Annotated in this window: 22 protein-coding genes; 15 read left to right on the forward strand and 7 right to left on the reverse strand. The window is 66.4% G+C overall.

The annotated features are described in order from the left end of the window. Nucleotides 1-44 precede the first annotated feature (44 nt). From QXZ94_RS02065 to QXZ94_RS02075, 3 genes are read right to left on the reverse strand one after another with little or no spacing between them, the layout of a single operon-like run. Nucleotides 45-1,199: an ABC transporter substrate-binding protein gene (locus tag QXZ94_RS02065; RefSeq protein ID WP_315719015.1), complete on the reverse strand. Its 1,155-nt coding sequence runs from the start codon at nt 1,197-1,199 to the stop codon at nt 45-47. Nucleotides 1,200-1,222: 23 nt separating this feature from the next. Beyond that, nucleotides 1,223-2,074 carry an amidohydrolase family protein gene (locus tag QXZ94_RS02070; RefSeq protein ID WP_315719016.1) on the reverse strand — a complete coding sequence of 284 codons (852 nt, stop codon included), beginning with the start codon at nt 2,072-2,074 and terminating at the stop codon, nt 1,223-1,225. A gap of 24 nt (nt 2,075-2,098) precedes the next feature. Beyond that, the gene (locus tag QXZ94_RS02075) at nt 2,099-2,941 is read right to left on the reverse strand and encodes a shikimate dehydrogenase (protein ID WP_315726030.1); all 843 of its coding nucleotides are present in this window, start codon (nt 2,939-2,941) and stop codon (nt 2,099-2,101) included. Nucleotides 2,942-3,199: 258 nt separating this feature from the next. Between QXZ94_RS02075 and QXZ94_RS02080 the strand changes: the two genes are divergently transcribed. After that, nucleotides 3,200-4,684 carry an AMP nucleosidase gene (locus QXZ94_RS02080; RefSeq protein WP_315719017.1) on the forward strand — a complete coding sequence of 495 codons (1,485 nt, stop codon included), beginning with the start codon at nt 3,200-3,202 and terminating at the stop codon, nt 4,682-4,684. A gap of 60 nt (nt 4,685-4,744) precedes the next feature. Next, on the forward strand, nt 4,745-5,722 hold the full coding sequence (locus QXZ94_RS02085) for an MBL fold metallo-hydrolase (protein ID WP_315719018.1): 978 nt from the start codon (nt 4,745-4,747) through the stop codon (nt 5,720-5,722). 86 nt (nt 5,723-5,808) lie between these two features. Here the strand turns inward: QXZ94_RS02085 and QXZ94_RS02090 are convergent, their stop codons facing one another. Beyond that, a complete protein-coding gene (locus QXZ94_RS02090) occupies nt 5,809-6,132 on the reverse strand; it encodes a helix-turn-helix domain-containing protein (RefSeq protein WP_315726032.1) in 324 nt (107 codons plus the stop codon). A 181-nt stretch (nt 6,133-6,313) separates the two neighbouring features. On the opposite strand from QXZ94_RS02090, the gene QXZ94_RS02095 reads away from it, so the two are divergent. Next, the gene (locus QXZ94_RS02095; RefSeq protein WP_315719019.1) at nt 6,314-7,432 is read left to right on the forward strand and encodes an NADH:flavin oxidoreductase; all 1,119 of its coding nucleotides are present in this window, start codon (nt 6,314-6,316) and stop codon (nt 7,430-7,432) included. 362 nt (nt 7,433-7,794) lie between these two features. On the opposite strand, the gene QXZ94_RS02100 is transcribed toward QXZ94_RS02095, so the two are convergent. Continuing rightward, entirely contained in the window at nt 7,795-8,958 is a 1,164-nt protein-coding gene (locus QXZ94_RS02100) for a cytochrome P450 (RefSeq protein ID WP_315719020.1), read from the reverse strand. Between the two features lie 135 nt (nt 8,959-9,093). Here QXZ94_RS02100 and QXZ94_RS02105 point away from each other — a divergent pair, with 135 nt between their 5' ends. The 11 genes from QXZ94_RS02105 (at nt 9,094) to QXZ94_RS02155 (ending at nt 22,721) form a co-directional block, all read left to right on the forward strand. Continuing rightward, a complete protein-coding gene (locus QXZ94_RS02105) occupies nt 9,094-10,014 on the forward strand; it encodes a helix-turn-helix domain-containing protein (RefSeq protein ID WP_315719021.1) in 921 nt (306 codons plus the stop codon). A gap of 162 nt (nt 10,015-10,176) precedes the next feature. Beyond that, nucleotides 10,177-11,349: a 4-hydroxybenzoate 3-monooxygenase gene (gene pobA, locus QXZ94_RS02110; protein WP_315719022.1), complete on the forward strand. Its 1,173-nt coding sequence runs from the start codon at nt 10,177-10,179 to the stop codon at nt 11,347-11,349. Nucleotides 11,350-12,335: 986 nt separating this feature from the next. Then, nucleotides 12,336-12,668, forward strand: a complete 333-nt coding sequence (locus tag QXZ94_RS02115; protein ID WP_315719023.1) for a PAN domain-containing protein — start codon at nt 12,336-12,338, stop codon at nt 12,666-12,668. Between the two features lie 118 nt (nt 12,669-12,786). Then, entirely contained in the window at nt 12,787-13,815 is a 1,029-nt protein-coding gene (locus QXZ94_RS02120; protein WP_315719024.1) for a LacI family DNA-binding transcriptional regulator, read from the forward strand. A gap of 116 nt (nt 13,816-13,931) precedes the next feature. Further along, nucleotides 13,932-15,389: a xylulokinase gene (gene xylB / locus QXZ94_RS02125; protein ID WP_315719025.1), complete on the forward strand. Its 1,458-nt coding sequence runs from the start codon at nt 13,932-13,934 to the stop codon at nt 15,387-15,389. Beyond that, nucleotides 15,386-16,708, forward strand: coding sequence for a xylose isomerase (gene xylA, locus QXZ94_RS02130; protein ID WP_315719026.1), 1,323 nt, complete (start codon nt 15,386-15,388; stop codon nt 16,706-16,708). The genes xylB and xylA overlap by 4 nt, the downstream gene beginning before the upstream one ends. Before the next feature lie 43 nt (nt 16,709-16,751). After that, a complete protein-coding gene (locus QXZ94_RS02135; RefSeq protein ID WP_315726035.1) occupies nt 16,752-17,504 on the forward strand; it encodes an ATP-binding cassette domain-containing protein in 753 nt (250 codons plus the stop codon). Continuing rightward, a complete protein-coding gene (locus QXZ94_RS02140) occupies nt 17,504-18,601 on the forward strand; it encodes an ABC transporter permease (protein WP_315719027.1) in 1,098 nt (365 codons plus the stop codon). Before QXZ94_RS02135 ends, QXZ94_RS02140 begins: the two co-directional genes overlap by 1 nt. Nucleotides 18,602-18,686: 85 nt before the next feature. Continuing rightward, complete coding sequence (locus QXZ94_RS02145) at nt 18,687-19,622, forward strand: sugar-binding protein (protein ID WP_315719028.1); 936 nt, start codon at nt 18,687-18,689, stop codon at nt 19,620-19,622. 330 nt (nt 19,623-19,952) lie between these two features. Beyond that, the gene (locus tag QXZ94_RS02150) at nt 19,953-20,825 is read left to right on the forward strand and encodes a helix-turn-helix domain-containing GNAT family N-acetyltransferase (protein WP_315719029.1); all 873 of its coding nucleotides are present in this window, start codon (nt 19,953-19,955) and stop codon (nt 20,823-20,825) included. A 348-nt stretch (nt 20,826-21,173) separates the two neighbouring features. Further along, nucleotides 21,174-22,721 carry a L,D-transpeptidase gene (locus QXZ94_RS02155; RefSeq protein WP_315719030.1) on the forward strand — a complete coding sequence of 516 codons (1,548 nt, stop codon included), beginning with the start codon at nt 21,174-21,176 and terminating at the stop codon, nt 22,719-22,721. A gap of 64 nt (nt 22,722-22,785) precedes the next feature. Here the strand turns inward: QXZ94_RS02155 and QXZ94_RS02160 are convergent, their stop codons facing one another. After that, on the reverse strand, nt 22,786-23,463 hold the full coding sequence (locus QXZ94_RS02160; RefSeq protein ID WP_315719031.1) for a hypothetical protein: 678 nt from the start codon (nt 23,461-23,463) through the stop codon (nt 22,786-22,788). A 323-nt stretch (nt 23,464-23,786) separates the two neighbouring features. Here QXZ94_RS02160 and QXZ94_RS02165 point away from each other — a divergent pair, with 323 nt between their 5' ends. Next, a complete protein-coding gene (locus QXZ94_RS02165; RefSeq protein ID WP_315719032.1) occupies nt 23,787-24,701 on the forward strand; it encodes a PaaI family thioesterase in 915 nt (304 codons plus the stop codon). An 18-nt stretch (nt 24,702-24,719) separates the two neighbouring features. Here QXZ94_RS02165 and QXZ94_RS02170 read toward each other — a convergent pair whose 3' ends face one another. Next, on the reverse strand, nt 24,720-25,073 hold the full coding sequence (locus tag QXZ94_RS02170; RefSeq protein ID WP_315719033.1) for a DUF2200 domain-containing protein: 354 nt from the start codon (nt 25,071-25,073) through the stop codon (nt 24,720-24,722). Between the last annotated feature and the right edge of the window lie 80 nt (nt 25,074-25,153).

The raw sequence follows: 25,153 nt of genomic DNA on the forward strand, positions 1-25,153 counted from the left end.
TCGCGCGCATTGCGCGCGGGGAGGGTTTCTGCGGTGGCGCAGACCTACGGCGCCTTGGACGGTTTCAGCTTCGGCAGCGTCACGACGATCTTCTGCTTGCCGTCGACGATCTCGGCCAGGAAGCTCTCACGGTCGATGTCGCCGTTCTGGTCCCAGCTTGCCTCCATCAGCATGCCCGGCGCCTTGTCCGGGGTCAGCGTCAGGCCCTTCATGGCGGCTCCGAAGGCGTGGCCGTCGAACTTGCCGATCATCTCCGTCACGTATTTGACGAGATAGACGGCGGTGTAACCTTTGATGCCGTTGTGGTCGGGCCAGTAGCGGTAGCGCTCGTTGAACTTCTTCGCGAAGGCCTGGATGGCAGGGACGGGCGCATCCGCGCTCAGGCCGACATGGCCACGCACGCCGTTGGCGGCGGGGCCCGCCAGTTCGACCACCTTCTGGCTGAGCAGCGTGGTTTCGCCGAACAGCGGCACGGTCAACCCCTGACGTTTGGCCTCGATCAGGAAGCGCGCGCTCTCCTCCTCGTTGGTGTAGACGAAGATGGCGTCTGCCTTCACATTCTTCAGCTTGATCACGTCGGAGCCGAAATCGACCTGGCCCTGCTCGGTCGAAATGTCGGACACCACCTCGATGCCGCGCGCCTTCATCTCCTTGACGAAGCTGTCGCGGCCGCCTTTGCCGAAATCGTTGTTGACCCAGACGACTGCGACCGACTTCACCTTGAGCTGGTCGTGCAGATAGTTCGCGATCTTCGGCATGCTGAACTGCTGGCCGAAGGCGGTGCGGAAGATCCAGGGATTGCCTTGGGTAGTGATGTCGGCGGCCTCGGCGCCGACGATCTGCGGCACCTCGGCCTGCTGCGTCAGCGCCATGTTGACCTTGACCGAGCCTGAATAGATCGGACCCAGCACAACGTAGGGCTCGCGGTCGAGCACCTTCTGCACCTGGGCGCGCGACACGCCGGGATTGCTCTGGGTGTCCAGATGCTCGGTTGCGATCTTGCGGCCGAGAATGCCGCCGGCATTGTTGATCTCGTCGATGGCCAGGGCGACGCCATCACGCCAGTTCGTGCCCGACACGGCTCCCGGACCGGACAATTCGACGACATCGGGAATATAGACCGTGTTCTCTGCCTGGGCCAAACCCGCCCACAGCGACATGGCGGCCGCCAAACCGCTCAATCTTCCTAGATGCCTCATGACGTTCTCCCGATTGTTTTTGCTTATGATGATGAACCTGCCGGGACCTGTGCAAGGCCCAGCAGCCGCGACGGCGTGCGCCATAGTAGCCGGTGCTGATCGTCTGGATCCGGAAAGATCTCGGCAATCCCCGCTAGCAGCGGTCCGTAGTCGAGACGCTCGGGCGCGCGCAGGAAGGGCCAGTCGGAGCCCCAGACGCAGCGGTCAAGGGTGAACGCCTCGACCAGCGCGGCGATGAACGGCCATGTGTCCGCGTAGGGATAGGGCTGGCGCGCGAATTTATAGTAGCCGGACAGCTTCACATGCGCGTCGCGATCGCGGCCGAGCGCGAGCAGCGCCTGGAAGGAGGGGCGTTGCAGGCCATGCTCCACGGCCGGGCGGCCGCAATGATCGAACACGAGACGGACCTTCGACCGCTCGATGAGGGGCAGCAGGTCGAGCAACTGATCTTGCTCGACCTGGACCTGCAGAAACAGGTCGAGGTCGGCGATCTCGTCGAGCAGCGGCGCGGCGTCGCGGTAGTAGTCGGTGCCATGAAACGGCACGTTGAAGGCGATCCCGATGACGCCTGCGGCCTTCAATCGCTCGAGTTCCTTTGTCCCGACATCCTTCTCGACGACTGCGACGCCCTTGAACCTGCCGTCTCCGATCCTGAGCGTATCGAGCAGGATGCGGCTGTCGGAGCCGTAGCCGGAATTGGTCGCGACGATCAGCGCGTGCCGGACGTCGAAGACGTCGAGCACGCGAATGAGATGCGCGGCGGGCGCGATCTCCTGGCCAGCCGGACGGTAGGGTGTGTCCGGTGCGTAAGGAAAGCGCGCGGGATCGATGGCATGAATGTGGCAATCGATGCTGGGGCCTATCGGGAGTGCCATGGTCGAACCGCGCCTCACCGACGTTCAGAACGTCGCCTGGATGGCCTTGATCAGTTCGGGCGTCACATCCGGCAGCACCCCGAACCAAGCCTGGAAGGCGAGGCGGGCCTGGTTGAGCAGCAGGCCGAGCCCGTTCACCGTCGTGCACCCGCGCACGCGCGCGTCCGCCAGGAAGGGCGTCTCGAGCGGGGTATAGATCAGGTCCGCGACGAGCGTCGTCGCGGACAGCCGCCCCAGGTCGATCTCCAAGGTGGGCTTTCCGATCATGCCGCGATCGGTGCTGTTGATGAGCAGGGCGACGTCGGCGACCGCCGCCGAACGATCGTCCCACGGCACCGTGCTGATGGTCGACCCGAACTCGGCCGCGATGGCCTGCGCCTTCTCAGCCGTGCGGTTGCTGATGCGGATATCGCGGGCGCCGTTCTCCAGCAGCGCCACAACCACCGCGCGTGCCGCGCCGCCGGCACCGAGCAGCAGGATCGGGCCCTCGTCGGCCCGCCAGCCCGGCCTGGCGTCGCGCAGGCTCTGCACGAAGCCGTTGCCGTCATTGTTGAAGCCGCTGAGCGTGCCATCGTCCTCGACGACGATCGTATTGACGGCGCCGATGCGCCGCGCCGTGTCGTTGACCCGGTGCAGTAGCGGCATCGCCGTCTGCTTGTGCGGCATGGTGACGTTGCATCCACGGAAACCGAGTGCCACCAGGCCCGCAAGTGCATCCTTGAGCCGCTCCGGCTGCACCGCCAGCGGAACGTAGGCGCCGCGCAGGCCATGCGCGTTCAGCCAGAAATTGTGGATCGTGGGGGAGCGCGAGTGCGCGACGGGCATGCCGACGACGCCAGCCAATCCGAATCCGTTCGCTTGCGACATGCTGCGCCAAGGCCTCCCGTCTGGATGTCGGCCTGTTCCGGCCGATGATGAAGTCGTCTTATGGGCAATGATCCAGCCAGGCAATTGAAACATTCCGTCACAGTGTCCTTCGCAATGCACGCATCGTTTCATGGTGTGGACTGGATGCAGCATCGCGATACCCTGCCTCTGGGCAAAGCGGCAGCTGGTTTCTATGATCGCGAACCACAGTCGCGCCGAGGCTACAGGCCGCGTCCGACCGGCTACGAGGGATCTCGATTGACCATTCAGTCTCCGCTCTCCATCGCGACCGAAAGCTTCACCGACGCCGCTGCTGCAGTGGCGCGGCTCGAGGAGATTTATGAGCGCAACACTGCCTTCCTGCGCTCTCATTTCGAGGCCTATGCCAACGGCGTCGTGCCGGCGAGCCGCATCCGCGCGACCTATCCGTTCGTGCGCCTCACCACGGCGAGCCACGCCCGGCTGGACTCGCGTCTCGCCTACGGCTTCGTTGCGGGGCCGGGCGTGCACGAGACCAGCGTGACGCGCCCGGATCTGTTCCGATCCTATCTGACCGAGCAGATCCGCCTCCTGATCGAGAACCACGGCGTGCCGGTCGAGATCGGCGAGTCCGCCGAGCCGATCCCGGTGCATTTCGCCTATCGCCGCGACATCAACATCGAGACGTCGCTGCCGCATCACGAGAGCCCGCTGGTGACGCGCTCGCTGCGCGACGTCTTCGATGCCCCTGATCTCGCGACCATGGACGACGCCATCGCCGACGGCACGCTCGAGCTGAAGCCCGGCATGCCCGAGCCGCTGTCGCTGTTCCGCGCCGCGCGCGTCGACTACTCGCTGCGCCGGCTCTATCACTACACCGGGACCGATCCCGACCACTTCCAGAACTTCGTGATCTTCACGAACTACCAGTTCTATGTCGACGCCTTCGCGGATTGGGGCCGTCAGCAGCTGGCGGCCGGGCTGGGCGACGCCGAAGCTTTTGTCGAGCCGGGCAACGTCATCACACGCAATGCCCGTTCTGGCGGCGGCACCACCGGCGCGGCGCCGGCGCGTACGCCGCAGATGCCGGCGCTGCATCTCGTTGAGCCCGGGCACCAGGGCATCACGCTGATCAACATCGGCACTGGGCCGTCGAACGCCCGCAACGTCACCGATCACATCGCGGTGCTGCGGCCGCATGCCTGGCTGATGGTCGGCCATTGCGCGGGCCTGCGCAACACCCAGCGGCTCGGCGACTATGTGCTCGCACATGGCTATGTCCGCGAGGACCATGTGCTCGACCAGGAGCTGCCGCCCTGGGTGCCGATCCCGGCGCTGGCCGAGGTGCAGGTCGCGCTCGAAGAGGCGGTCGAGGCCGTGACCGGCTATTCCGGCTTCGAGCTGAAGCGGGTGATGCGCACCGGCACGGTCGCGAGCGTCGACAACCGCAATTGGGAGATTTCCGGCCCCGCCGTGATCCGCCGGCTGTCGCAGTCGCGGGCCGTCGCGCTCGACATGGAGTCGGCAGCCATCGCCGCCAATGGCTATCGCTTCCGGGTGCCCTACGGCACCTTGCTCTGCGTCTCGGACAAGCCGCTGCATGGCGAGATCAAGCTCGCCGGCATGGCCAGCGACTTCTACCGGCAGCGCGTCGGTCAGCACCTGCAGATCGGCCTCAAGGCGCTCGAGTTGTTGAAGCACCAGGAATCCGAGCGGCTGCATTCGCGCAAGCTGCGCAGCTTTGCCGAGGTCGCGTTTCAGTAGGGGCTTGGACTCGACCAAGACAGCGAACAAGAAGACCAACAAGAAAAAGGGAGAGAGACAATGCGAATCGGGCCGACACTCTTGACGGTCGTCATGCTCGTGTCCGGACAGGCTGCGAGTGCCGACACGATGAAGGTCACATTGCTCGGAACGGGAACGCCGACGCCGCGCGTGAACAGCTTCAGCGCGTCGACACTGATCGAGGCCGGTCCTGAAAAGCTGCTGTTCGACTTTGGCCGCGGCTCGACGATCAGGCTGTTTCAGAAACGGGTCGCGCTCGGGTCCATCACGGCACACTTCATCACCCATCTGCATTCCGATCATCTTGTCGGGCTGCCGGACATGTGGCTGAGCGGCTGGATCGGAACGCCTTGGGCGTCGCGCAAATCTCCCATGATCGTCTTCGGTCCCAAGGGGACGGTGGCGATGACCGAGAATCTGACCAAGGCGTTTGCCGAGGACATCCGGATTCGCGAGGACGACGAACATCTCCCTCCGGAGGGGGTCGCTTTCGCGGCCAAGGATATCGAGCCGGGACAGGTCTACGACAAGAACGGCGTCAAGGTGACGGCAATCGAGGTCAATCACGGCGAGAAGATCAAGCCATCCTTCGGCTACATGATCGAGTATGAGGGCAAGAAGGTGGTGCTCTCCGGCGATACCAAATACGACGAGCGGATTGCCAATGCGGCGAAAGGCGCCGATCTCCTCGTTCACGAGGTTGCCGTAATCGAGCCGGAGCTGTCGAAGAGCTATCCGTCCTATCGCGAAATTGAAGCGCACCACTCCTCGCCCGAGGAGGCGGGCAAGATCTTCTCGATGGCCGGCCCCAAGCTTGCCGTCTACTCGCACATCGTCTTCGCGACGTTGAAGCCCGTGCAGGACATTCCCGAGGACATGCTGATCGCGCGGACGAGGACGACGTATCGCGGCCCGTTGGTGGTCGGTCACGACCTCGATTCGTTTACGATCGGAGACGACGTGCAGGGGGCGGATGCCAAGAATCAGCCGATCCAACCGCTGCGGTCTGACCAGTAGGCTGGCGTCAATAAGCTGAGGGCAACTCCGGTGCGGCTGGTTCTTCCACAGCCGCCGGAGCGCGGGGCGGGCGTCGTGTGCCGATGTCAGCGCGCCCAGCGCTGGTCGAAGGCCTGACGTGCCTGCTCGACCTCGGGCATCTTGGCAATGGTCCAGGCATAGAGCGCGCGGAACGGCGGCTGGAGGGTGCGGCCGAGCGGCGTGATCTCGTATTGCACGGCGATCGGTGACCCCGCGATCACCTCGCGCGCGACCAGGCCATTGCGCTCGAGCCGGCGCAGGCATTGCGTCAGCGCCTTCTGCGTCACGCCTTCGAGCTGCTTCTTGATCGCGTTGAAGCGCAGTGGGCCGGCATCGAGCACCGCCAGCACCATCATCGACCATTTGTCGGCGATCTGGTCGATCAGCACCCGGCTCGGGCATTCCGACGAGAAGTGCTGCGGCCTGCAGCGGAGCGGGGCGGTCTCGGACGTCGACGCAACAGTCACGATGGGGGTTTCCTCGGGTATACCTGAGCGACTTCGGGTGCCTGATTGACTCCAGGTTTACGAAGTATACTGGAGCGGTTCCGAACGCAATGGAGCCTTCTGAATGTCCGATCTCGATACCAGCGTGCTGTTTCGTCCGTTTCGCCTGAAGTCGCTGGAGCTGAAGAACCGCATCGTCATGGCGCCGATGACGCGCAACGCCGCGCCGAACGGCATTCCCGGCGAGGCCAACGCCGCCTATTACCGCCGCCGCGCCGAAGGCGGCGTGGGGCTGATCCTGACCGAGGGCACGGTGATCAACCGTCCGGCCTCGCGCAACGAGCCCAACATTCCCTTCTTCCACGGCGAGGCCGCGCTGGCCGGCTGGCAGAAGGTGGCGAGCGCCGTGCATGCCGCGGGCGGCCGCATCGCGCCGCAGATCTGGCACACCGGCTCGACCAAGGGCATGAGCCGCTGGGAGCCGGACGCGCCGGTCGAGAGCCCGTCGGGCCTGGTCGCGCCGGGCAAGCCGCGCGGCAACACGATGACCGAGACCGACATTGCCGACACCGTCGCGGCGTTCGCGCAGGCTGCCGCTGACGCCAAGCGCACCGGCTTCGACACGGTCGAGGTTCACGGCGCGCATGGCTATCTGGTCGATGAGTTCTTCTGGTCCGGCACCAACAAGCGCGAGGACCGCTATGGCGGGCCGACCATCAAGGAGCGTTCGCGCTTCGCCGGCGAGATCGTCGCCGCGATCCGCAAGGCTGTCGGTCCGGACTTCCCGATCATCCTGCGCGTCAGCCAGTGGAAGCAGCAGGACTACGCGACGCGCCTCGCCGAGACGCCGGCGCTGATGGGCGACTGGCTGCAGCCGCTGGTCGATGCCGGCGTCGACATCCTGCATTGCTCGCAGCGCCGTTTCTGGGAGCCGGAATTCCCGGAGGTCGACGGCGAGAAGGGGCTCAACTTCGCCGGCTGGGCGAAGAAGATCACGGGCGCGGCGACCATCAGCGTCGGCTCGGTCGGCCTGTCCGACGAGTTCTTCTCGGCGTTCGCCGGCAAGCCGTCGAGCTCGGCCGATCTCGATGCGCTGCTCGAGCGCATGGCGAAGGACGAGTTCGACCTGATCGCCGTCGGCCGCGCGCTGATCAGCGATGCCGAGTGGGTCGCCAAGATCAAGGCCGGCGACAAGGCCGGACTCAAGGGCTTCAACGCGGCGGATCTCGGCGCGCTGGTGTGAGCTGTTTCGCGGCTTGCGCACTGCGTCTATTCGCGTCCTCCTCCCGTAGCGTGGGTCGTCTGGGTTATTAGTTGAGCGCAAACAGGAGCCACGGAGTCGGTGCACCCTCTCCCCTTGTGGGAGAGGGTGCCGGAGATGCGAAGCATCGGAGGCGGGTGAGGGGTCTCTCTCCGCACGGGAGCTCGCGGAGAGAGACCCCTCACCCGGCTCGCATTCGCTGCGCTCATGCGATCCACCCTCTCCCACAAGGGGAGAGGGTGCACCGTCTTCGCGGCGCGATATTTTCCCCACACCCTATAAGCCGGTTTGTGCGTGGCGTTACTTACCCCCATTGTCCGTATGAGGATGCCCTGTCCTTTTGATCAATGCACCGTCAGCTCCAGGTACAGCGGGCTGCGGAACGTGGACGACGGCATCCAGGGCAGTTGCTCCTGGGTGCGGCGATACTCGGGCACGACCTTGTGGAATTCGTCGAACGCGATCTTGATCGCCATGCGCGCGATCGCCGATCCCAGACAGGCGTGGACGCCGCCGCCGAAGCCGAGGTGGCCGCGCGGCTTGCGGGTGATGTCGTAGACATCGGGATTGGGAAACTGCCGCTCGTCGCGGTTGGCGGAGCCGTAGGCGAGGCAGACGAAGTCGCCCTCGCGCATCGTCTGGCCATGCAGCGTGAGATCCTTCTGCAGGCAGCGGCGGAAGCGCTGAGCCGAGGTGTTGAAGCGCAGCGACTCCTCGACCGCATCCGCCAGCAGATCGGGATTGACGACGACGGCGCTGCGCGCGTCGGGATGGTCGGCGAGATTGTACGCCAGCATGCTCATGAAGCCGCCGAGCGACTCGATGCCGGCCATGATCAGGGTGGTCGTCGTCAGCAGCACCTCGCGCTCGTCGAGCTTGTCGCCGTCGATCTCGGCCATGCTGAAATGCGAGATCAGATCGTTCTGCGGCCGCGCGCGGCGCTCGGCGATGACTGATGCCGCATAGTCCTGCATCCAGTTGTAGGCGGCGATGTGCTGCGGGCCCTTGGCGCGGCTGACCGGATCGCTCTGCACCATCAGCACGGCCTTGTCGCGCACCGTCTGCTCGTCGCCGAGCGGCAGGCCGAGCGCCGCGAACAGCACACGCACGGTGAACTTCGAGGAGAATGCCTCGATGAAGTCGAAGCGCTCCTGGCCGCGCAGCGCCTCGGCGCTGGCGCGGGCGATGTCGCGGATCGGACCCGACAGGCTCTCCAGGTTGCGCTTCATGAAGGCGTGCTGCACGAGACCGCGCAGCCGGTCGTGACGCGGCGGATCGGTGGTGCCGAGCGTCGCCCCGGCGCGGTTCGGCAGCTCGGTCATCAGGTTGCCCTTGGCCGAGGAATAGGTCTGCCAGTTGGTGCCGGCCGCCGCGACATCCGCATAGCGCGACAGGATCCAGACCTGCGCCTGCGGGCTCCAGAAGCAGGGATGCTCGTCGCGCAAGGTCTTGTAGAACGGGAACGGGTCGGCATCGACCGCCGGTGAATACGGGTCGAACGTGAACATCTGTCGGGCCTCCTCTCCATTGAGTGTGGTCGTTGTTGTTCTTTTCGCGATCCTAATCGCGCTCCGGCCGCGGCGTAAGACACGAACGCCGGTCAAGACTTGTACTTTTCCGACATTCCGGCTTAGCTGCCGCGCATGCCACGCTTTCGCACCAAGCCGTCGATTCCCGCCTTCGCACTGTACGGCGAAGCCTTCGCCGCGCAGCCGGACATGCTGCACATCGAGCCGATCCAGGTGCGCAGCAGACTGTATCGCTGGGAGATCGAGGCGCACACGCATCAGGGCCTGCACCAGATCCTCTGGGTCGCCGCCGGCCCTGCCGAGATCGCCTTGGACGAACGCCGCGAGCGCTGCACCGGCCCGGTCGCCGTCATCATCCCGCCCGGTGTGGTTCACGCCTTCCGCTTCTCGCGCGACACCGACGGCTTCGTGCTCACCTTCAATCCGCGCGCGGTGGTGGAAGGCGACGTGCCGGCCACCGGCGAGGCGCTGCGCGATTTGTTTGCAACGCCGCAAATCCTGCATCTCGAGCCGCAGGCGGTGGCCACCGGCCGGATCGCCGCGCTTTTCGTCGATCTCGCCGATGAGTTCGCTGCCGCCGATTCCGCAGCATCGCCGGTGCCGCATTGGCTCGGACGCTCGATCGTGTGGCGGCTGGCGCAACAGAGCGCGCGGCAATCGCAGGGCGCGCGACGCGGCAGCGGGCACGCCGCGCTGTTCACGCGCTTCATCGTGCTGGTCGAGGCGCATCACCGCGATCACTGGTCGGTGGCGCGCTATGCCGACGAGCTCGGCATGACGCCGGAGCGGCTGAACCGGCTGACGCGGGCGGAGACCGGACAGTCTGCGCTCGATATCGTGCATGCGCGGCTCGCCCGCGAGGCCTGCCGCCGGCTCACCTATATTGCCGCGCCGGTGTCGAAGCTGGCGTTCGAGCTCGGCTTCAGGGACCCGGCCTATTTCTGCCGCTTCTTCAAGCGCCATACGGGGGCGAGCCCGCGCGACTATCGCCGTGCGATGGGCGTTGGCGACGAGGTCGCCGGCCGCCGCGGCTGATCCGCCGGGAGCAGGGTACCGCCAAACTGTTCCAGCGTGATGTCGGAAAAGTGCAAGAGAATGCAGCGTCCATCCAAGTGACGCCGCGCATTCCTTGGTAGAATCCGCGACTGACAAGCAAACCCAAAAAGCCTGTTGTCGCGAATCCGGGAGAAGATGCCCATGAAAGTCCAAGTCTGCATCATCGGCGGCGGTCCGTCCGGCCTGATGCTGTCGCAGCTCCTGCATCTGCAGGGCATCGATACGATCATCCTGGAAAAGTCGAGCCGCGACTACGTGCTGTCGCGCATCCGCGCCGGCGTGCTCGAGCACGGCTTCGCCGAGCTGATGCGCGAGGCGCAGTGCGGCGAGCGGATGGACCGCGAGGGCGAAATCCACCACGGCTTCTACATCGCCCATGACGGCAAGCTCGACCGCGTCGACCTGCACAAATATTCCGGCGGCAACTCGGTGATGGTGTATGGCCAGACCGAGCTGACCCGCGATCTCTACGAGGCGCGGGACAAGCTCGGCGGCAAGGTCGTGCACAACGCGCAGGACGTCACCCCGCACGACATCGCCTCCGACAAGCCTTACGTCACCTATCGCAGCGGCGACGAGATCATCCGCGTCGACTGCGACTACATCATCGGCGCCGACGGTTTTCACGGCGTCAGTCGCAAGTCGATCCCGCAGGACAAGATCAAGGAATATGAGCGGGTCTATCCGTTCGGCTGGCTCGGCGTGCTCTCGCGCACCAAGCCGGTGTCGCCGGAATTGATCTACGCCAAGCATGAGCGCGGCTTCGCGCTGTGCTCGCTGCGCTCGCAGGTGCTGAGCCGCTATTACGTTCAGGTCCCGCTGACCGACAAGGTCGAGGATTGGAGCGACGACGCGTTCTGGGAGGAGCTGAAGCGCCGCCTGCCTGAGGAGATCGCAGCCAAGCTCATCACCGGCCCGTCGATCGAGAAAAGCATCGCGCCGCTGCGCAGCTTCGTCGCCGAGCCGATGCGCTACGGCCGGCTGTTCCTCGCCGGCGATGCCGCCCACATCGTGCCGCCGACCGGCGCGCGCGGGCTGAACTCGGCAGCGTCCGACATCTACTATCTCTATCATGCGCTGCTCGATCACTACAAAAAGGGTGACGACACCGGCATCGACGGCTACTCGCAGCGGGCGCTGGCGCGCATCTGGAAGGCGCAGCGCTTCTCCTGGTGGATGACGACCCTGCTGCACCGCTTCCCCGATCGGCTGCCCTATGAGGACAAGCTGCAGGACACCGAGTTCGAATATCTGTTCTCGTCCGAGGCCGCGCAGCGGTCGCTGGCGGAGAACTATGTCGGGCTGCCGTTCTAGGAGCTTGCGCGGTTTGTAGTCTGTAGGGTGGGCAAAGGCGCGCCAAAGCTGCGAGTTGTTTGCTCCGCTTGATGGCGCGCCGTGCCCACCGTTCTCTCCGAGTGCGCCGATGCACGGTGGGCACACGACCGCCCTGCGGGCGTCCGCTTTGCCTACCCTACGCAATCGCGCGTCAACGGCCACCGCTGTCGTCCCGGCCTTGAGCCGGGACCCATACCCCCAGGGAGCGGTTTGAGGCAGGCTGGCGATTGGCTTTGTGCTCATCACGACCGCCGCGGCGTATGGGTCCCGGATCGGCGCCGCGTCGCGCGTTGCGCGTCGCGGCTTGTCCGGGACGACGGCGGTGGATTTACGGTTCAAATAGCCAATTAATAGAGACATGGCCTCTCGTTCTCGCGGCACCTGATGCCCGAGGCCTGCCATCAGTTCGCCCCTCGCAAATATGAGAGGGCGCAGGGAATGCCGGGTGACGGCCTCACCCATGGCCCGCCTGCGAGAAAAATGCAGGCGGCAGGTACCACAGGTGCAGCCGAGCATCCGGCATTCCCTGCGCGGTGTCTTCACGCTTATACGCAGTCGCCCTGGTGCGCCGGGCTTGTTGGCCACCATGCCGCGACAATGCTTGCGCATTGCGCAGGCGACACCAGCATCGGGGTGTCAGGCCGCTGCGACTTCGCGTCCGCGACAGATCGTTCGTCCGCGCCTTCGTTGCCGAAAACGCTGCGATCTCCCGCGGCCACCGCATCCCCGCCTCGCGTGTCGTGACGATCGCGCGCAACGCCCCTCTCGTTGAGGCGGGATGGCGGGAGATAAGCATATCTTCCGATAAAGCGAAAGCAAAATCTTCTGGAAAGCGGAAATTTCTGATGGCCGCCTGATGTCCTGAATTGGCCGGAGCAGCGGGTGAGCCGTGCGCGGAGCAGGGCGGGTTTGACAAAACCCGGCGCGCCGCTTCTATTGATCGTCCAAGTTGACAGGAGGCTGCCATGCATCTTCGTCACCTGATCGTCGTGTCCGCGGTCGTACTCGTCTCGGCGCTTGCCGCGCCCGCGACGGCGCACGACTTCTACGCCACCGACATCGATCGTCCCGGTGGCGATTACCGCAGCTTCGACACGTTCGACGACGCCCAGGCCTGCCGGCAGACCTGCACCCGCGAGATGCCGCGGTGTCGCGCCTGGACCTACGTCAAGGCGCCGGCGTTCTGGCACGGGCTGCAGCGGCCGCCGGCGCGCTGTTGGCTCAAGCGCGTGGTGCCGCGGGCGCGGGCCAATCCTTGCTGCATTTCCGGAATTTCCGGGGGCCAGCGGATCGATTAGGGGCGCCTCGCAGCCGTTCCATCCATGCTGAGCCAGGCGGCCGGGGAGCGCCGCACCTCAGAAATGAGTTGCGCACCTCAAAAATCGCGCTAAGTTCCTCAACCCGAAGGGGAGGAGCATGAACGCACCGCTGACATTGCGGGACATTGCGCGGCAGGCGGGCGTCAGCCTCGCCACGGTCGATCGCGTCCTGCACAACCGGCCGGGCGTCCGCCCGGACACGGTGCGGCGGGTCAGGGACGCCATGGCGCGCAGCGCGTTTCAGCCGCATGCGGCCGCCTCCGAACTCGCGCGTGCCCGTTCCAGGCGCTTCGCGTTCGTGATGCCCGCGGGCGCCAACCTGTTCATGCAGCAGATCGAGGCGCATCTCGGCGAGTTGGCGAACTGGATGGCGGCGCGCCGCCTGACCGTCGATGTCGTCACCACGGATGTGTTTGATTCATCGGTGCTGGCCGCCAAGCTCGAAGATCTCGTCGGCCGCGTCGATGGCGTGGCCGTGGTCGCGCTCGACCATCCGAACGTGCGTGCCGCCATCAACGATCTCGTCGAATCCGGCGCCAAGGTGGTGACCCTGGTGTCGGACGTGCCGTCGTCGCGGCGGCATCATTATGTCGGCGTCGACAACATCGCGGCCGGGCGGACCGCCGCTGGGCTGGTCGGGCGCTTCATCGGCGGCCGGTCCGGGCGCGTGGCGATCGTCGCCGGCTCGCAGGGGCTGCGCGACCATGCCGAGCGGATCTTCGGCTTCACGCAGGTGATGACGTCCGAGTACCGGCAACTCCAAGTTTTGCCCGTGGCTGAGGGCCATGATGTGGACGACCGCTCGGAACACCTCATGCGCAAGCTGCTGGCCGAGTCCAGCGATATCGTCGGTCTCTACAACGTCGGAGCCGGCACCGCGGGCGTGGCCAAGGCGCTGACCGAGTCCGGTCGCGCCGACGACGTCGTGTTCGTCGGCCACGACGTCACGGCGGTGACGCGCAAGCTGCTGCTGAATGGCGTGATGGACGCCGTCATCTCGCAGAATCCGGGACACGAGGCCCGCTCGGCGGTGCGCGTGCTGCTGGCGCTGGCGCGCGGCGAGCCGCTCCTGAGCGAGCAGGAAGCAATCCGCATCGACATCGTGATGCGGGACAATCTGCCGTGAGCCGGACGGCCGCGGCGCACGCGGCCGGACTGATCACGGAATGCGGACGAGGACGGCCCCGGTTCGAGGCGACGCAAGATCGCCGCATTCCAGGGGGCGCGTGGGAGGAGTGAACAGTGTTTCTCGGACTGGATGTCGGCACATCCGGCGTGAAGGCCGTGCTGGAGGACGAGGCGGGCGTGCTGGTCGCGACCGCGTCGCGTCCGCTGGCGCTGTCGCATCCGCAGCCGCTGTGGTCCGAGCAGGATCCCGATCACTGGGTCGAGGCGGTCATCTGCGCGGTCGACGATCTCGCTTGCACCCATCCGCGCGAGACGGCCGCGGTGCGCGGCATCGGCCTGTCCGGCCAGATGCATGGGGCGACCTTGCTCGGCCGCGACGGCCGGCCGCTGCGCCCCGCCATCCTCTGGAACGACGGCCGCTCGCAGGCCGAGTGCGCCGAGCTCGAACGGCGCTGCCCCGAGCTGCATGCGATCGCCGGCAATCTCGCGATGCCCGGCTTCACCGCGCCGAAGCTCGTCTGGGTCGCGAAGCACGAGCCTGAGATCTTTGCTCAGGTGGCCAAGGTGCTGCTGCCGAAGGCTTATGTGCGCTACCGCCTGTCCGGCGAGATGGCCGAGGACATGTCAGATGCGGCCGGCACCCTGTGGCTCGACGTCGGGGCGCGGCGCTGGTCGGAGACGCTGCTCACGGCGACGGGCCTCGGTCTCGATCACATGCCGCGGCTGGTCGAGGGAAATGAGCCGAGCGCCGTGCTGTCGCGCGAGCTGGCGCAGCGCTGGGGCATGGGCGCCGATGTCGTGATCGCGGGCGGCGCCGGCGACAATGCGGCGAGCGCGATCGGGCTCGGCGCGATCACGCCAGGGGACGCCTTCCTGTCGCTGGGCACATCGGGCGTGCTGTTCCGCGTCACCGATCGGTTCGCGCCGGCACCGGAAGCGGCCGTGCATGCGTTCTGCCATGCGCTCGGCGGACTCTGGCATCAGATGGGCGTGATGCTGTCGGCCGCCGCGTCGCTGTCGTGGCTGGCGCGCATTCTCGGTGCGCCGGAATCTGCGCTGCTGGCGCCGCTCGGTGCGAGCGTCGATCGTCCGAGTCCGGTGCAGTTCCTGCCCTACCTCGATGGCGAGCGCACGCCGCACAATGATGCGCACGCCGCCGGCGCCCTGGTCGGCCTGCGTAGCGCTGCGTCACGCGACGATCTCGTACAGGCGGTGCTGGAGGGCGTCGCCTACGCCTCCCGCGACATGCTCGCCGCGCTCGGCCGCAGCGATCGTGAGATCACCGCGCTCGATCTCGTCGGCGGCGGCTCGCGCTCGCTGCTGTGGGCGCAGATCATGGCCGACGTGCTCGGCGTCACCGTGCATCGCGTCGAGGAAGGCGAGGTCGGCGCCGCCATCGGCGCTTCCAGGCTCGGCCGTCTCGCCGCGACCGGCGCGGCGCCGGCCGATGTCTGCCGCAAGCCGCAGCGGCTGCAGAGCTTCGAACCCCGCGCCACGCAGCGCGCCGCCTACGACGACGCCTATGCGCGTTGGCGCAAGCTCTATCCTGCTCTCAAGGAGTGCATCTCGTGAACGTCCAGGCTCCCTTCTTCCAGACCGGCGCGACCGTCACCTATGGCGGTCCGGAGTCACGCAGCCCGCTGTCGTTCCGCTGGTACGACAAGGATCGTGTCATCCGGGGCAAGCGCATGGAGGACCATCTGCGCTTCGCCGTCTGCTACTGGCATTCGCTCTGCTGGCCGGGCAGCGATCCGTTCGGCGGCGAGACGTTCCTGCGGCCGTGGCAGCACGGCGACGATGCACTCGCCATGGCGCGCGCCAAGGCCGATGTCGCGTTCGAATTGTTCCGCCTGCTCGACGTGCCGTTCTTCACCTTCCACGACGTCGACGCGGCGCCGGAGGGCGCGACGCTGAAGGAATCGGTCGCCAACCTCAACGCCATCGGCGACCTGTTCGCGCAGAAGATGGAGCAGGCCAAGGTCCGCCTGTTGTGGGGCACGGCCAATCTGTTCTCGCATCGCCGCTACATGGCGGGCGCCGCGACCAATCCCGATCCCGACGTGTTCACCTACGCGGCGGGCCAGGTGCGCGCCGCGCTCGAGGTGACGCATCGGCTGGGCGGCGCCAACTACGTGCTGTGGGGCGGCCGCGAGGGCTATGAGACCCTGCTCAACACCGACATGAAGCGCGAGCTCGATCAGCTCGGGCGCTTCGTCTCGATGGTCGTCGAGCACAAGCACAAGATCGGCTTCAAGGGCCCACTCTTGATCGAGCCGAAGCCGAAGGAGCCGACCAAGCATCAATATGATTTCGACGTCGCGACCTGCTACGGCTTCCTGAAGCGCTACGACCTGCTCGACGACGTGAAGCTCAACATCGAGCAGAACCACGCGATTCTGGCCGGCCATTCGTTCCAGCACGAGATCGCGCTGGCGCAGGCGCTCGGCGTGTTCGGCTCCCTCGACATCAACCGTGGCGACGATCTGCTGGGCTGGGACACCGACCAGTTCGCGATGAACGTGCCGGAGCTGGCGCTGGTGTTTCATGACATGCTCAAGGCCGGCGGCTTCACCACGGGCGGCCTGAACTTCGATGCCAAGATCCGCCGGCAGTCGATCGATCCGGACGATCTCCTGCACGCCCATGTCGGCTCGATGGACGCCTGCGCGCGGGCGCTGATTGCCGCGGATGAGATGCTCACCGACAGCGCGCTGACCGCGCCGCTCGCTCAACGCTATGCCGGCTGGGACGGCGAGGAGGGGCAGGCGATCCTCGCCGGCCGCCGCTCGCTCGCCGAGCTCGCCGACCGCGCCGTCAGTACCGGCCTCGATCCGCAGCCGCGCTCCGGCCGGCAGGAATATCTCGAAAGCGTGGTGAACCGTTATGTCTGACCACAGCCTGGATACGTCGACGAGCCAGACCGGAACAATCGCCATGGCCGCAGCCGCGCCGGTGCTCGAACTGAAGGGCCTCGGCAAGCAGTTCGGCGCGATCCGCGCGCTGCACGGCGTCGATCTCACCATTCGTCCCGGCGAGGTCGTCGGTTTGATGGGCGACAACGGCGCCGGCAAGTCGACGCTGGTGCGCATCATCGCGGGCAATTTTCCGCCGAGCCAGGGCACGATTCATTTCGGCGGCCGCGAGGTGCATTTCCATCGCCCGATGGACTCGCGCAGCGTCGGCATCGAGGTCGTCTATCAGGACCTCGCGCTCGCCAACAATCTCACCGCCGCCGCCAACGTGTTTCTCGGCCGCGAGCTGAAGCGCAATTTCGGACCTCTCGTGCTGCTCGACCACAAGGGCATGGAGGCGCGTGCGCTGGAATTGTTTCGCGAGCTGCGCTCGGAGACGCGGCCGCACGATCTCGTCAAGGACATGTCGGGCGGCCAGCGCCAGGCGGTGGCGATCGCACGCACGCGGCTGTCCAACGCCAAGCTGGTGATGATGGACGAGCCGACCGCAGCGATCTCGGTGCGCCAGGTCGAGCAGGTGCTGAGCCTGATTCATCGGCTCAAGGAGCAGGGCATCGCCGTGATCCTGATCTCGCACCGCATGCCCGACATCTTCGCGGTGTGCGATCGCGTCGTGGTGATGCGGCGCGGCGAGAAGAAAGCCGACAAGCCGGTCGCCGACACCAGCCCCGAGGAAGTCACCGCGCTGATCACCGGCGCCAAGGAGGCGGCGTGATGTCCGTTCCATCCGAAACCAGCACCGCCAACACCGATGTGACCTTCACCAATGTCGGCTCGGCGCGCTGGTGGCACCGCGGCGTGTTCGCCTCGCAGACCGCCTATGTCACCTTGGCGCTGATCGCGCTCATCGTCATCATGAGCTTCGCGAGCCCGTACTTCCTGACCCAGGGCAATCTGCAGAACGTCGCGAAGAACTTCTCGTTCATCGCGATCGCCACGCTCGGCATCACCTTCGTGATCATCACCGGCGGCATCGATCTCTCGGTGGGATCGCTGATGTGCTTCGCGGCGATGATCACTTCGATGGTGATGACGTCACTGTCGACGCCTGGGATGCCGCTATCGTCGCTGTTCGTGCATCTGGCCGCCGACGGCAAGACGGTGGTCGCCAACGTGCCGGGGCTGATCCTGATCGTCTCGGTGCTCGCCGGGCTCGCGGTCTCGCTGGTGGTGGGTCTCATCAACGGCGCCTGCGTCGCGCTGCTCGGGCTGTCGCCGTTCGTGACCACGCTCGGCATGCTCTCGATCGTGCGTGGGCTCGGCTACGTCGTCTCCAACGGCAAGGGCAGCTTCCCCGGCGGTCCCGATGCCGACTACTTCTATGCGCTGACGCAAGGCGACGTGTACGGCGTGCCGGCCCCGTTCATCTATCTGATCCTGCTGGCGCTGGTGATGGCGCTGGTGCTGCATCACACGACGTTCGGCCGCCACGTCTTCGCGATCGGCGGCAACGAGAAGGCGGCGGAGCTGACCGGCGTCTCGGTGCCGCGCGTCAAGATCGAGGTCTATGTGGTCGGCGCGCTCGCCGCGGGCCTGCAGGGCATCATCATCTCCGGCTGGCTGGGCTCCGCGCCCGCCAACATGGCGACGTCCTACGAGCTCAACGTGATCGCGGCGGCCGTGATCGGCGGCGCCAATCTGGCCGGCGGCATCGGCGGCCCGCTCGGCGCCATCGTCGGCTGCGTGCTGCTCGAAGTGATCCGCAATGGCCTCGTGCTGGCGCAGGTCAACTCCTACTGGCAGCAGACCTTGGTCGGCGTGATCATCATCGCCGCGGTGCTGGTCGATCGAATCCGCGCGCGACTGTTGTGACGAGATACTGGCCGGGATGTGACTGTTCAGTCTATCCGCGCCCGGCACAGACAATCATCACGGATAGACATGGAGGAGGGAAGCCATGAAGAAGTTGCTGTATGCGGTCGCATCGCTCGCGATCCTGATGGGGCCGGCCCAGGCCGAGACCAAATATCGCTTCGCCATCGTGCCGAAGGCGATGAACAACCCGTTCTTCGACGTCGCGCGCGACGGCTGCCTGAAGCGCGCCAAGGAGCTCGGCAATGTCGAGTGCATCTACAAGGGCCCGGTCGAGCACGAGCCGGCGACGCAGGCGCAGATCATCCAGGACTTCATCACTCAGAAGGTCGACGGCCTCGCCATCTCGGTGGCCGACGTCGCGGCGATGACCAAGTCGATCGACGCGGCGACCGCCGCCGGCATCCCCGTCATCACCTTCGACGCCGACGCGCCGGGCTCCAAGCGCCTCGCTTATATCGGCACCAACAACAAGGACTTTGGCCTCGCGCTCGGCAAGCAGCTGCGCGAGCTCCGGCCTGACGGCGGCAAATATGCCGTGGTCTCCGGCGGTCCGGGCGCCAAGAATCTCGCCGAGCGCGTCGACGGCGTGCGTGAGGCGCTGAAGGGCTCGAAGTGGACGGAAGTCGCGGGCTCGCCGACCTTCTGCAACGACGATCCGGCGCTCGCCGTGCAGCAGATGGCCGACCTGCGCACCGCGACCCCCGACCTCGGCGCCATCGTGCCGATCGGCGGCTGGCCGATGTTCGCGCCCGAGGGCTACAAGGCCTTCGTCAACAAGAACAAGAAGGACATCGACGCCGGCAAGCTGACGCTCGTCGTCGCCGACACCTTGAAGATGCAGCTCGAGCTGCTGCGCGACGGCTATTCCAACGCGCTGACCGGCCAGCGGCCGTTCGAGATGGGCGAGAAGTCGATGGACACGCTGCTCGCGATCAAGAAGGGCGAGAAGGTGCCGGACGTGATCTACACCGGCCTCGATCTCGTGACCAAGGACAACGTCGCGAAGCTTCTGAACTGATCGCAGTTCCTCCCGGGGAAAACCTGGCGGTCCGGCAACCGGCTTCGGCCGGCGGCCGGGCCGCCCTTTTTGTTGGGCGGGAGTGCTGGGGCGGCTGCGGGGCGCGACCTTCCCGCGAGGTGTCACGTCGCCGCGGTGTGACGTCGCCGTTTGTTCAACTCTGCTGTCATGCCCGCGAAGGCGGGCATCCAGTACGCCGCCGCCTCTCGATTTATGATGACCGCCGCAGCGTACTGGATCATCCGCCTGCGATGATGATGACGGCGGAGGTTGGGCCGGCTGCTCCCACCCAATTGACAAAGGCATGATATCTGACCTAAGTCAGATATCATGCTCGACCCCATTGCCCGCGTCCGCCGCTTCAACCGCGCCGTCACCTCGGAGGTCGGCGCGCTCGATACCTCGTTTCTCGGCCGCGGCCGGCCGCTCGGCGCGGCGCGCGTGCTCAATGCGATCGGCCACGGCCGCAGCGATTTGGCGGAGCTGCGCGACTACCTCGCGCTCGATTCCGGCCTGATGAGCCGGCTGCTGCGCAGCCTCGAGGAGGAGGGGCTGGTCACGACGAAACCGCATCCCGACGACGCACGCCGCCGCATCGCCAAGCTCACCGCCGCCGGCCGCCGCGAGTTCGAGGCCTATGAGACGCTCTCCAACGCGCAGGCCCAGGCCATGCTGGCGCGGTCGAGCCAGCGCGAGGCGCTGCTGGCCGCGATGGACATGGTGGGGGCTGCGCTCGGCCGCGATCGCATCGCCATCGAGGAGGTCGATCCGCGCGGTGAACCGGCCCGCTATTGTCTGCACGAATATTATGCCGAGCTGTCACGCCGCTTCGCGCGCGGCTACGACGTGGCGCTGTCGCGCGATCCCGACGCATTGGACATGATGGCCCCACGCGGCGCGTTCTTCGTCGCGCTGTCCGATGGCCTGCCGCTCGGCTGCGTCGGGCTGAAGGGTAGCGTCCGCGATGTCGCCGAGATCAAACGGCTCTGGGTCGCCCCCGCCGCCCGCGGCCTCGGCCTCGGCCGCCGCCTGATGGATGCGGCCGAGAACGCCGCGCGAAGGCTGTCGATCACGACGCTGCGGCTCGACACCAACAGCGCGTTGGCCGAGGCCCAGCAGCTCTATCGCAAGACCGGCTGGACCGAGATCGAGCGCTTCAACGACGATCCGTATCCGGATCTGTTTTTCGAGAAGCAGCTCTGACCTGGCTGCGGTCGGTTCTGCGGTCACGCTGTCCTTGTCACGTTGTCCTGGCCACGCTGTCCTGCGCCCGTCCGAAATGAACGAGGCGGCCCCAGGGGCGACGGACCTCTCCCGGCGATTCGGCGTTAGTCCTAGCCGTTCCGTGAATGGTTGCTGCACGGGCGGCGAATCATGGCGGGCGAATGGCGTTCCATCGCCGTGCGATGGAATTCGACATAATTGCCATGCTTCGGGCTTTGCAGCGCTGCTGGGATTTCGCCTCACTTCACCCCAAGACGTGTTCGAGCTTATAAATTGGTCTGCGCCGACCGCGCAGGGGCGGATGAACAGCATGAATCGGGATACGGCATGGTGAGACGATCCACGGGAGCTCGGTCCATCGCAACGCGGCAGCGCCTGGGAGCAGGCTTGATGGCCGTTGCGGCCGTAGCGGCGCTGAGCCTGTCCGCAACCGGCGCCATCGCCCGGCAGGCGCGCCCCGCGCCCGTGACCGAAGCCACGGCGCCGCGGGCGCATGGTGATCCGATCATGGCGATCGTGTCGATCAAGGCGCAGAAGGTCACGTTCTACGACGCGGAGGGCTGGATCTGGCGGGCGCCGGTGTCCACCGGGGTCGCCGGCCGCGAGACGCCGGCCGGCGTGTTCGCCGTGCTGGAGAAGGACAAGGACCACCGCTCGACGCTGTATGACGATGCCTGGATGCCGAACATGCAGCGCATCACCTGGAACGGCGTCGCGCTGCATGGCGGGCCGCTGCCCGGCTATGCCGCCTCGCATGGCTGCGTCCGCATGCCCTACGGCTTCGCCGAGAAACTGTTCGACAGGACCTATATCGGCATGCGGGTGATCATTGCGCCCGGCGACGTCGCGCCGGTCGACTTCTCGCATCCGGCCTTGTTCGCACCGACTGCCGAGGCGCTCACGGGAGCCCCCTCGCGAGCGGCCGCGCTCGGCCGCGAGGCCGAGGACGCCGCCAGGATCGCCGACGAGGCCAAGGCGGCTGCCGCCGCGGCCGACCGCGATGCGAAGTCGCTGAAGGCCTCCTTGCGCAAGCTGGAGCAGGCCAAGGCGCGCAGCGAGGCCGAGTTGAAATTCGCCGACAAGAAATTGGCCGCCGCCAAGACCGATCAGGCCAAGGCGCAAGCCGAGGACGCGCAGCAGAAGGCCGCGACCAAGGCCGCCGACGCGGCGGCGCAGTTCGAGGCCGCCAAATCGGACTCCGTTGCCAAGCTCGCTGTGGCCGCGACGACGAAGGACGCGGCCAAGGCGGCCGCTGCGAAGAAGACCGAAACCGGCAAGGCGGCCGAGGAGGCCAAGCTCGCGACCGAGCCGGTATCGGTCTACATCAGCCGCTCGACGCAGATGCTCTACGTCAGGCGGAACACGCACAAGCCGGCGCGCGACGGCGGCGGCGAGGTCTTCGATACCTCGCTGGAGTCGCCGGTCACGATCCGCGATCCCGACCGGCCGATCGGAACCCATATCTTCACGGCGGTGGCGCAGAACGGCGCGGGGTTGCGCTGGACGGCGGTGACGATCGACGACGGCGACGACGCCAAGGACGCGCTCGATCGCATCACCATTCCGAAGGACGTGCTGGCCCGGATCGCCCCCACCGCGGTGGCGCGCTCCTCGATCATCGTCTCGGACGAGCCGCTGTCGAGCGAGACCAACTACCGCACCGAATTTGTCGCCGTCTTGAGCAATCAGCCGCAAGGCGGCTTCGTCACGCGCCGGCCCACCGCCAACGTTGATGTCATTGCCAGCGGCGATGAATATGATGATGGGTTCGGCAATTTCTTCCAGCGCAGCTGGGACGGCCAGCCCGTGGCGCCGCAGCGCCGGCGCGGGGGGCCTCCGGCCTACTACCGGCCGGTGCAGCCGAGCTGGTGGTAGCGACGGGGGCAATCGTTGGACCGCGCGACAGGCGCGCGGTCGGGTCGTTCGATCAGGACGGCGCTCAGTTCCGGCCCGCCGGCACCACGCCCGGCCATTGCATCATGAACGGCTGAACCTGTTGCGGCTGGGTCTCGGCCGTGCGCGCAACGCGCCGGACGCGATGCTTGTGCATGCGGCTGATCGAGCTCGTCGCCTCGCGAGCCGTCTCGATGCGGGCGACCTGCTGACGGATTTCGCTCGTGCTGGTCCGGAGCTGCTCGATGCCCATCTCGCTGGTCGCCGCGGCTGCGCGCAATCCGCTCAGCTCGGTCGAGGTGTCCTCCTGCGCGGCGCGCAGGCGGATGGCCTGCCGCTTCAGCAGCGCGAGATCCTGCTCGATCTTGTCGGCCGTGTCGCGGCGCCGCGCCTCGGTCTCGTCGGCTGCGGTGCGCAGCGTCGCGAGTCCGGTCTCGGTGCTGGTGAGGCTGGCGCGCAGCTGGATCAGCTCGCCGGACGCATCGTTCTGGCGGTCGCGCAGCCGGGCGGTTTCCGCCTTGAGCTGGGTGAGCTCGGACGTCAACGCGGCGACGCGGGTCTCCAGCGACGGCGATCCGTTGCCTGCCAACGAGAAGCTGTTGGCCCCGCCGCCGCTCCACCAGATCACGCCGGCGCTGGCTGCGAGCGCCAGGCTCATGATGATACGTAGAGAGGCCGTGCCGCTCTTCGGCGGGACGTCCGGCGTCTTGGGGGATTTGTGCATCGACAGGTCTCCGGGATTCGGTTGAGACCATTATGACCATATTAAGGTTGCCAATGTTCTAAGCGCGCCGTGCTCCCTCGCGATTTGAAGCACGTAGATTTGCGGGGGGCGCGCATATGGCGTCGTTGCGCAACTACAAAGACACGCGCATCGCAGGTGCCGTGGGCGCAGGTCGCACCCGAAAGTTGTGCCGCGTTCATGTGGCCGAGAATGAGCGGGTCCCACTGCACGATCATGACGCGGACGGACCACGGAGGCTCTCACACGGCGAGGGTCCGGAAAATACCTCGCGCGCCGTCCCGATCATGCGTTACATCTCGACCATGTCCGACACTCCGACCACCACGGCAACGCCTGCTTTCGATGAACTCGCCGAAGCGATCCGGCATCGCCGATCGGTCTATGGCCATATCAGCGGGCTGCGCATGGACCGCTTCGCCCCAGGCGAGGCCTGGTCGACCTTGCCCTATCGCGAGGTGTTCGTCGGCGACAGCGACACCGGCGTGATCCATGGCGGCGTCGTCACCGCGATGCTCGACGAGAGCTGCGGCATGGCGGTGCAGCTCGCGCTCGACGGCAGCCGGGCGATCGCCACGCTCGACCTGCGCATCGACTATCAGAAACCGGCGGCGCCGGGCGTCGACATCCAGGCGCATGCGGTGTGCTACCGCGTCACCCGCTCGATCGCCTTCGTGCGTGCCACAGCCTTTCAGGAGGAGGAGAGCGATCCGGTTGCGACCGCGACGGCCTGCTTCATGATCGGCGCCAACCGCACCAACATGCTGACCGATCGCCCGGCCTTCACCGGGGCACCGCCGCCGCTCGAAGCCCCCGACGATGCCACTGGGCTGTTTGCCGCCAGTCCGTTCGCGCGCTGTCTCGGCATTCGGCTCGGCGAGAACGACACCCTGGTGATGCCGTTCTCCCGGCAGATCATCGGCAATCCCGTGCTTCCCGCCATTCATGGCGGAATGACCGGTGCGTTTATGGAGACGGCTGCGATCGTCACCGTCATGCGCGAACTCGGCGTGTCCCCGCCGAAGCCGATCGGCCTCACCATCAACTACCTGCGTTCGGGCCGTGCGCTCGACAGCATCGCCTCGGCCTCGATCGTCAAGCAGGGCCGACGCGTCGTCGCGTTCGAGGCCCGGGCCTGGCAGGACGATGCCGCCAAGCCGATCGCCACCGCCTTCGGTCATTTCATGCTGCGGAAGGCGCCCGGGCAGGAGCAGGACTGAGCCGGGGCAGCGGCGCGATCATGGCTTGCGCAGGATCTTGTCGATGGCCTTTCCCTTCGCCAGCTCATCGATCAGCTTGTCGAGGTAACGGATCTCCCGCATCGTCGGCTCCTCGATCTCCTCGACGCGGACGCCGCAGATCGTGCCCTTGATCAGGGACCGCGCGGGATTCATCGCGGGCGCCTGCGCGAAGAAGGTCTCGACATCGGTCTGTCGTTGCAGCTGGGCCTCGAGCGCCTTCTGGTCGTAGCCCGTCAACCAGCCGATGATCTGGTCGACCTCCGCTTTGCTGCGTCCCTTCTTCTCGGCCTTGGCGACATAGAGCGGATACACGCTTGCGAAGCTCATCGTGTAGATGCGGTGTTTCGCCATGACAGCTCCTCTCCGAGATTCATATCATGGAGCAGCTCCGTTCGTGCACGTCATCCTGCGCCGGGCGGATAGACAGGACG

Origin of the sequence: Bradyrhizobium sp. SZCCHNS2022 (genome assembly GCF_032377575.1) — a bacterium.
In the GTDB taxonomy this organism is placed as follows: domain Bacteria; phylum Pseudomonadota; class Alphaproteobacteria; order Rhizobiales; family Xanthobacteraceae; genus Bradyrhizobium; species Bradyrhizobium aeschynomenes.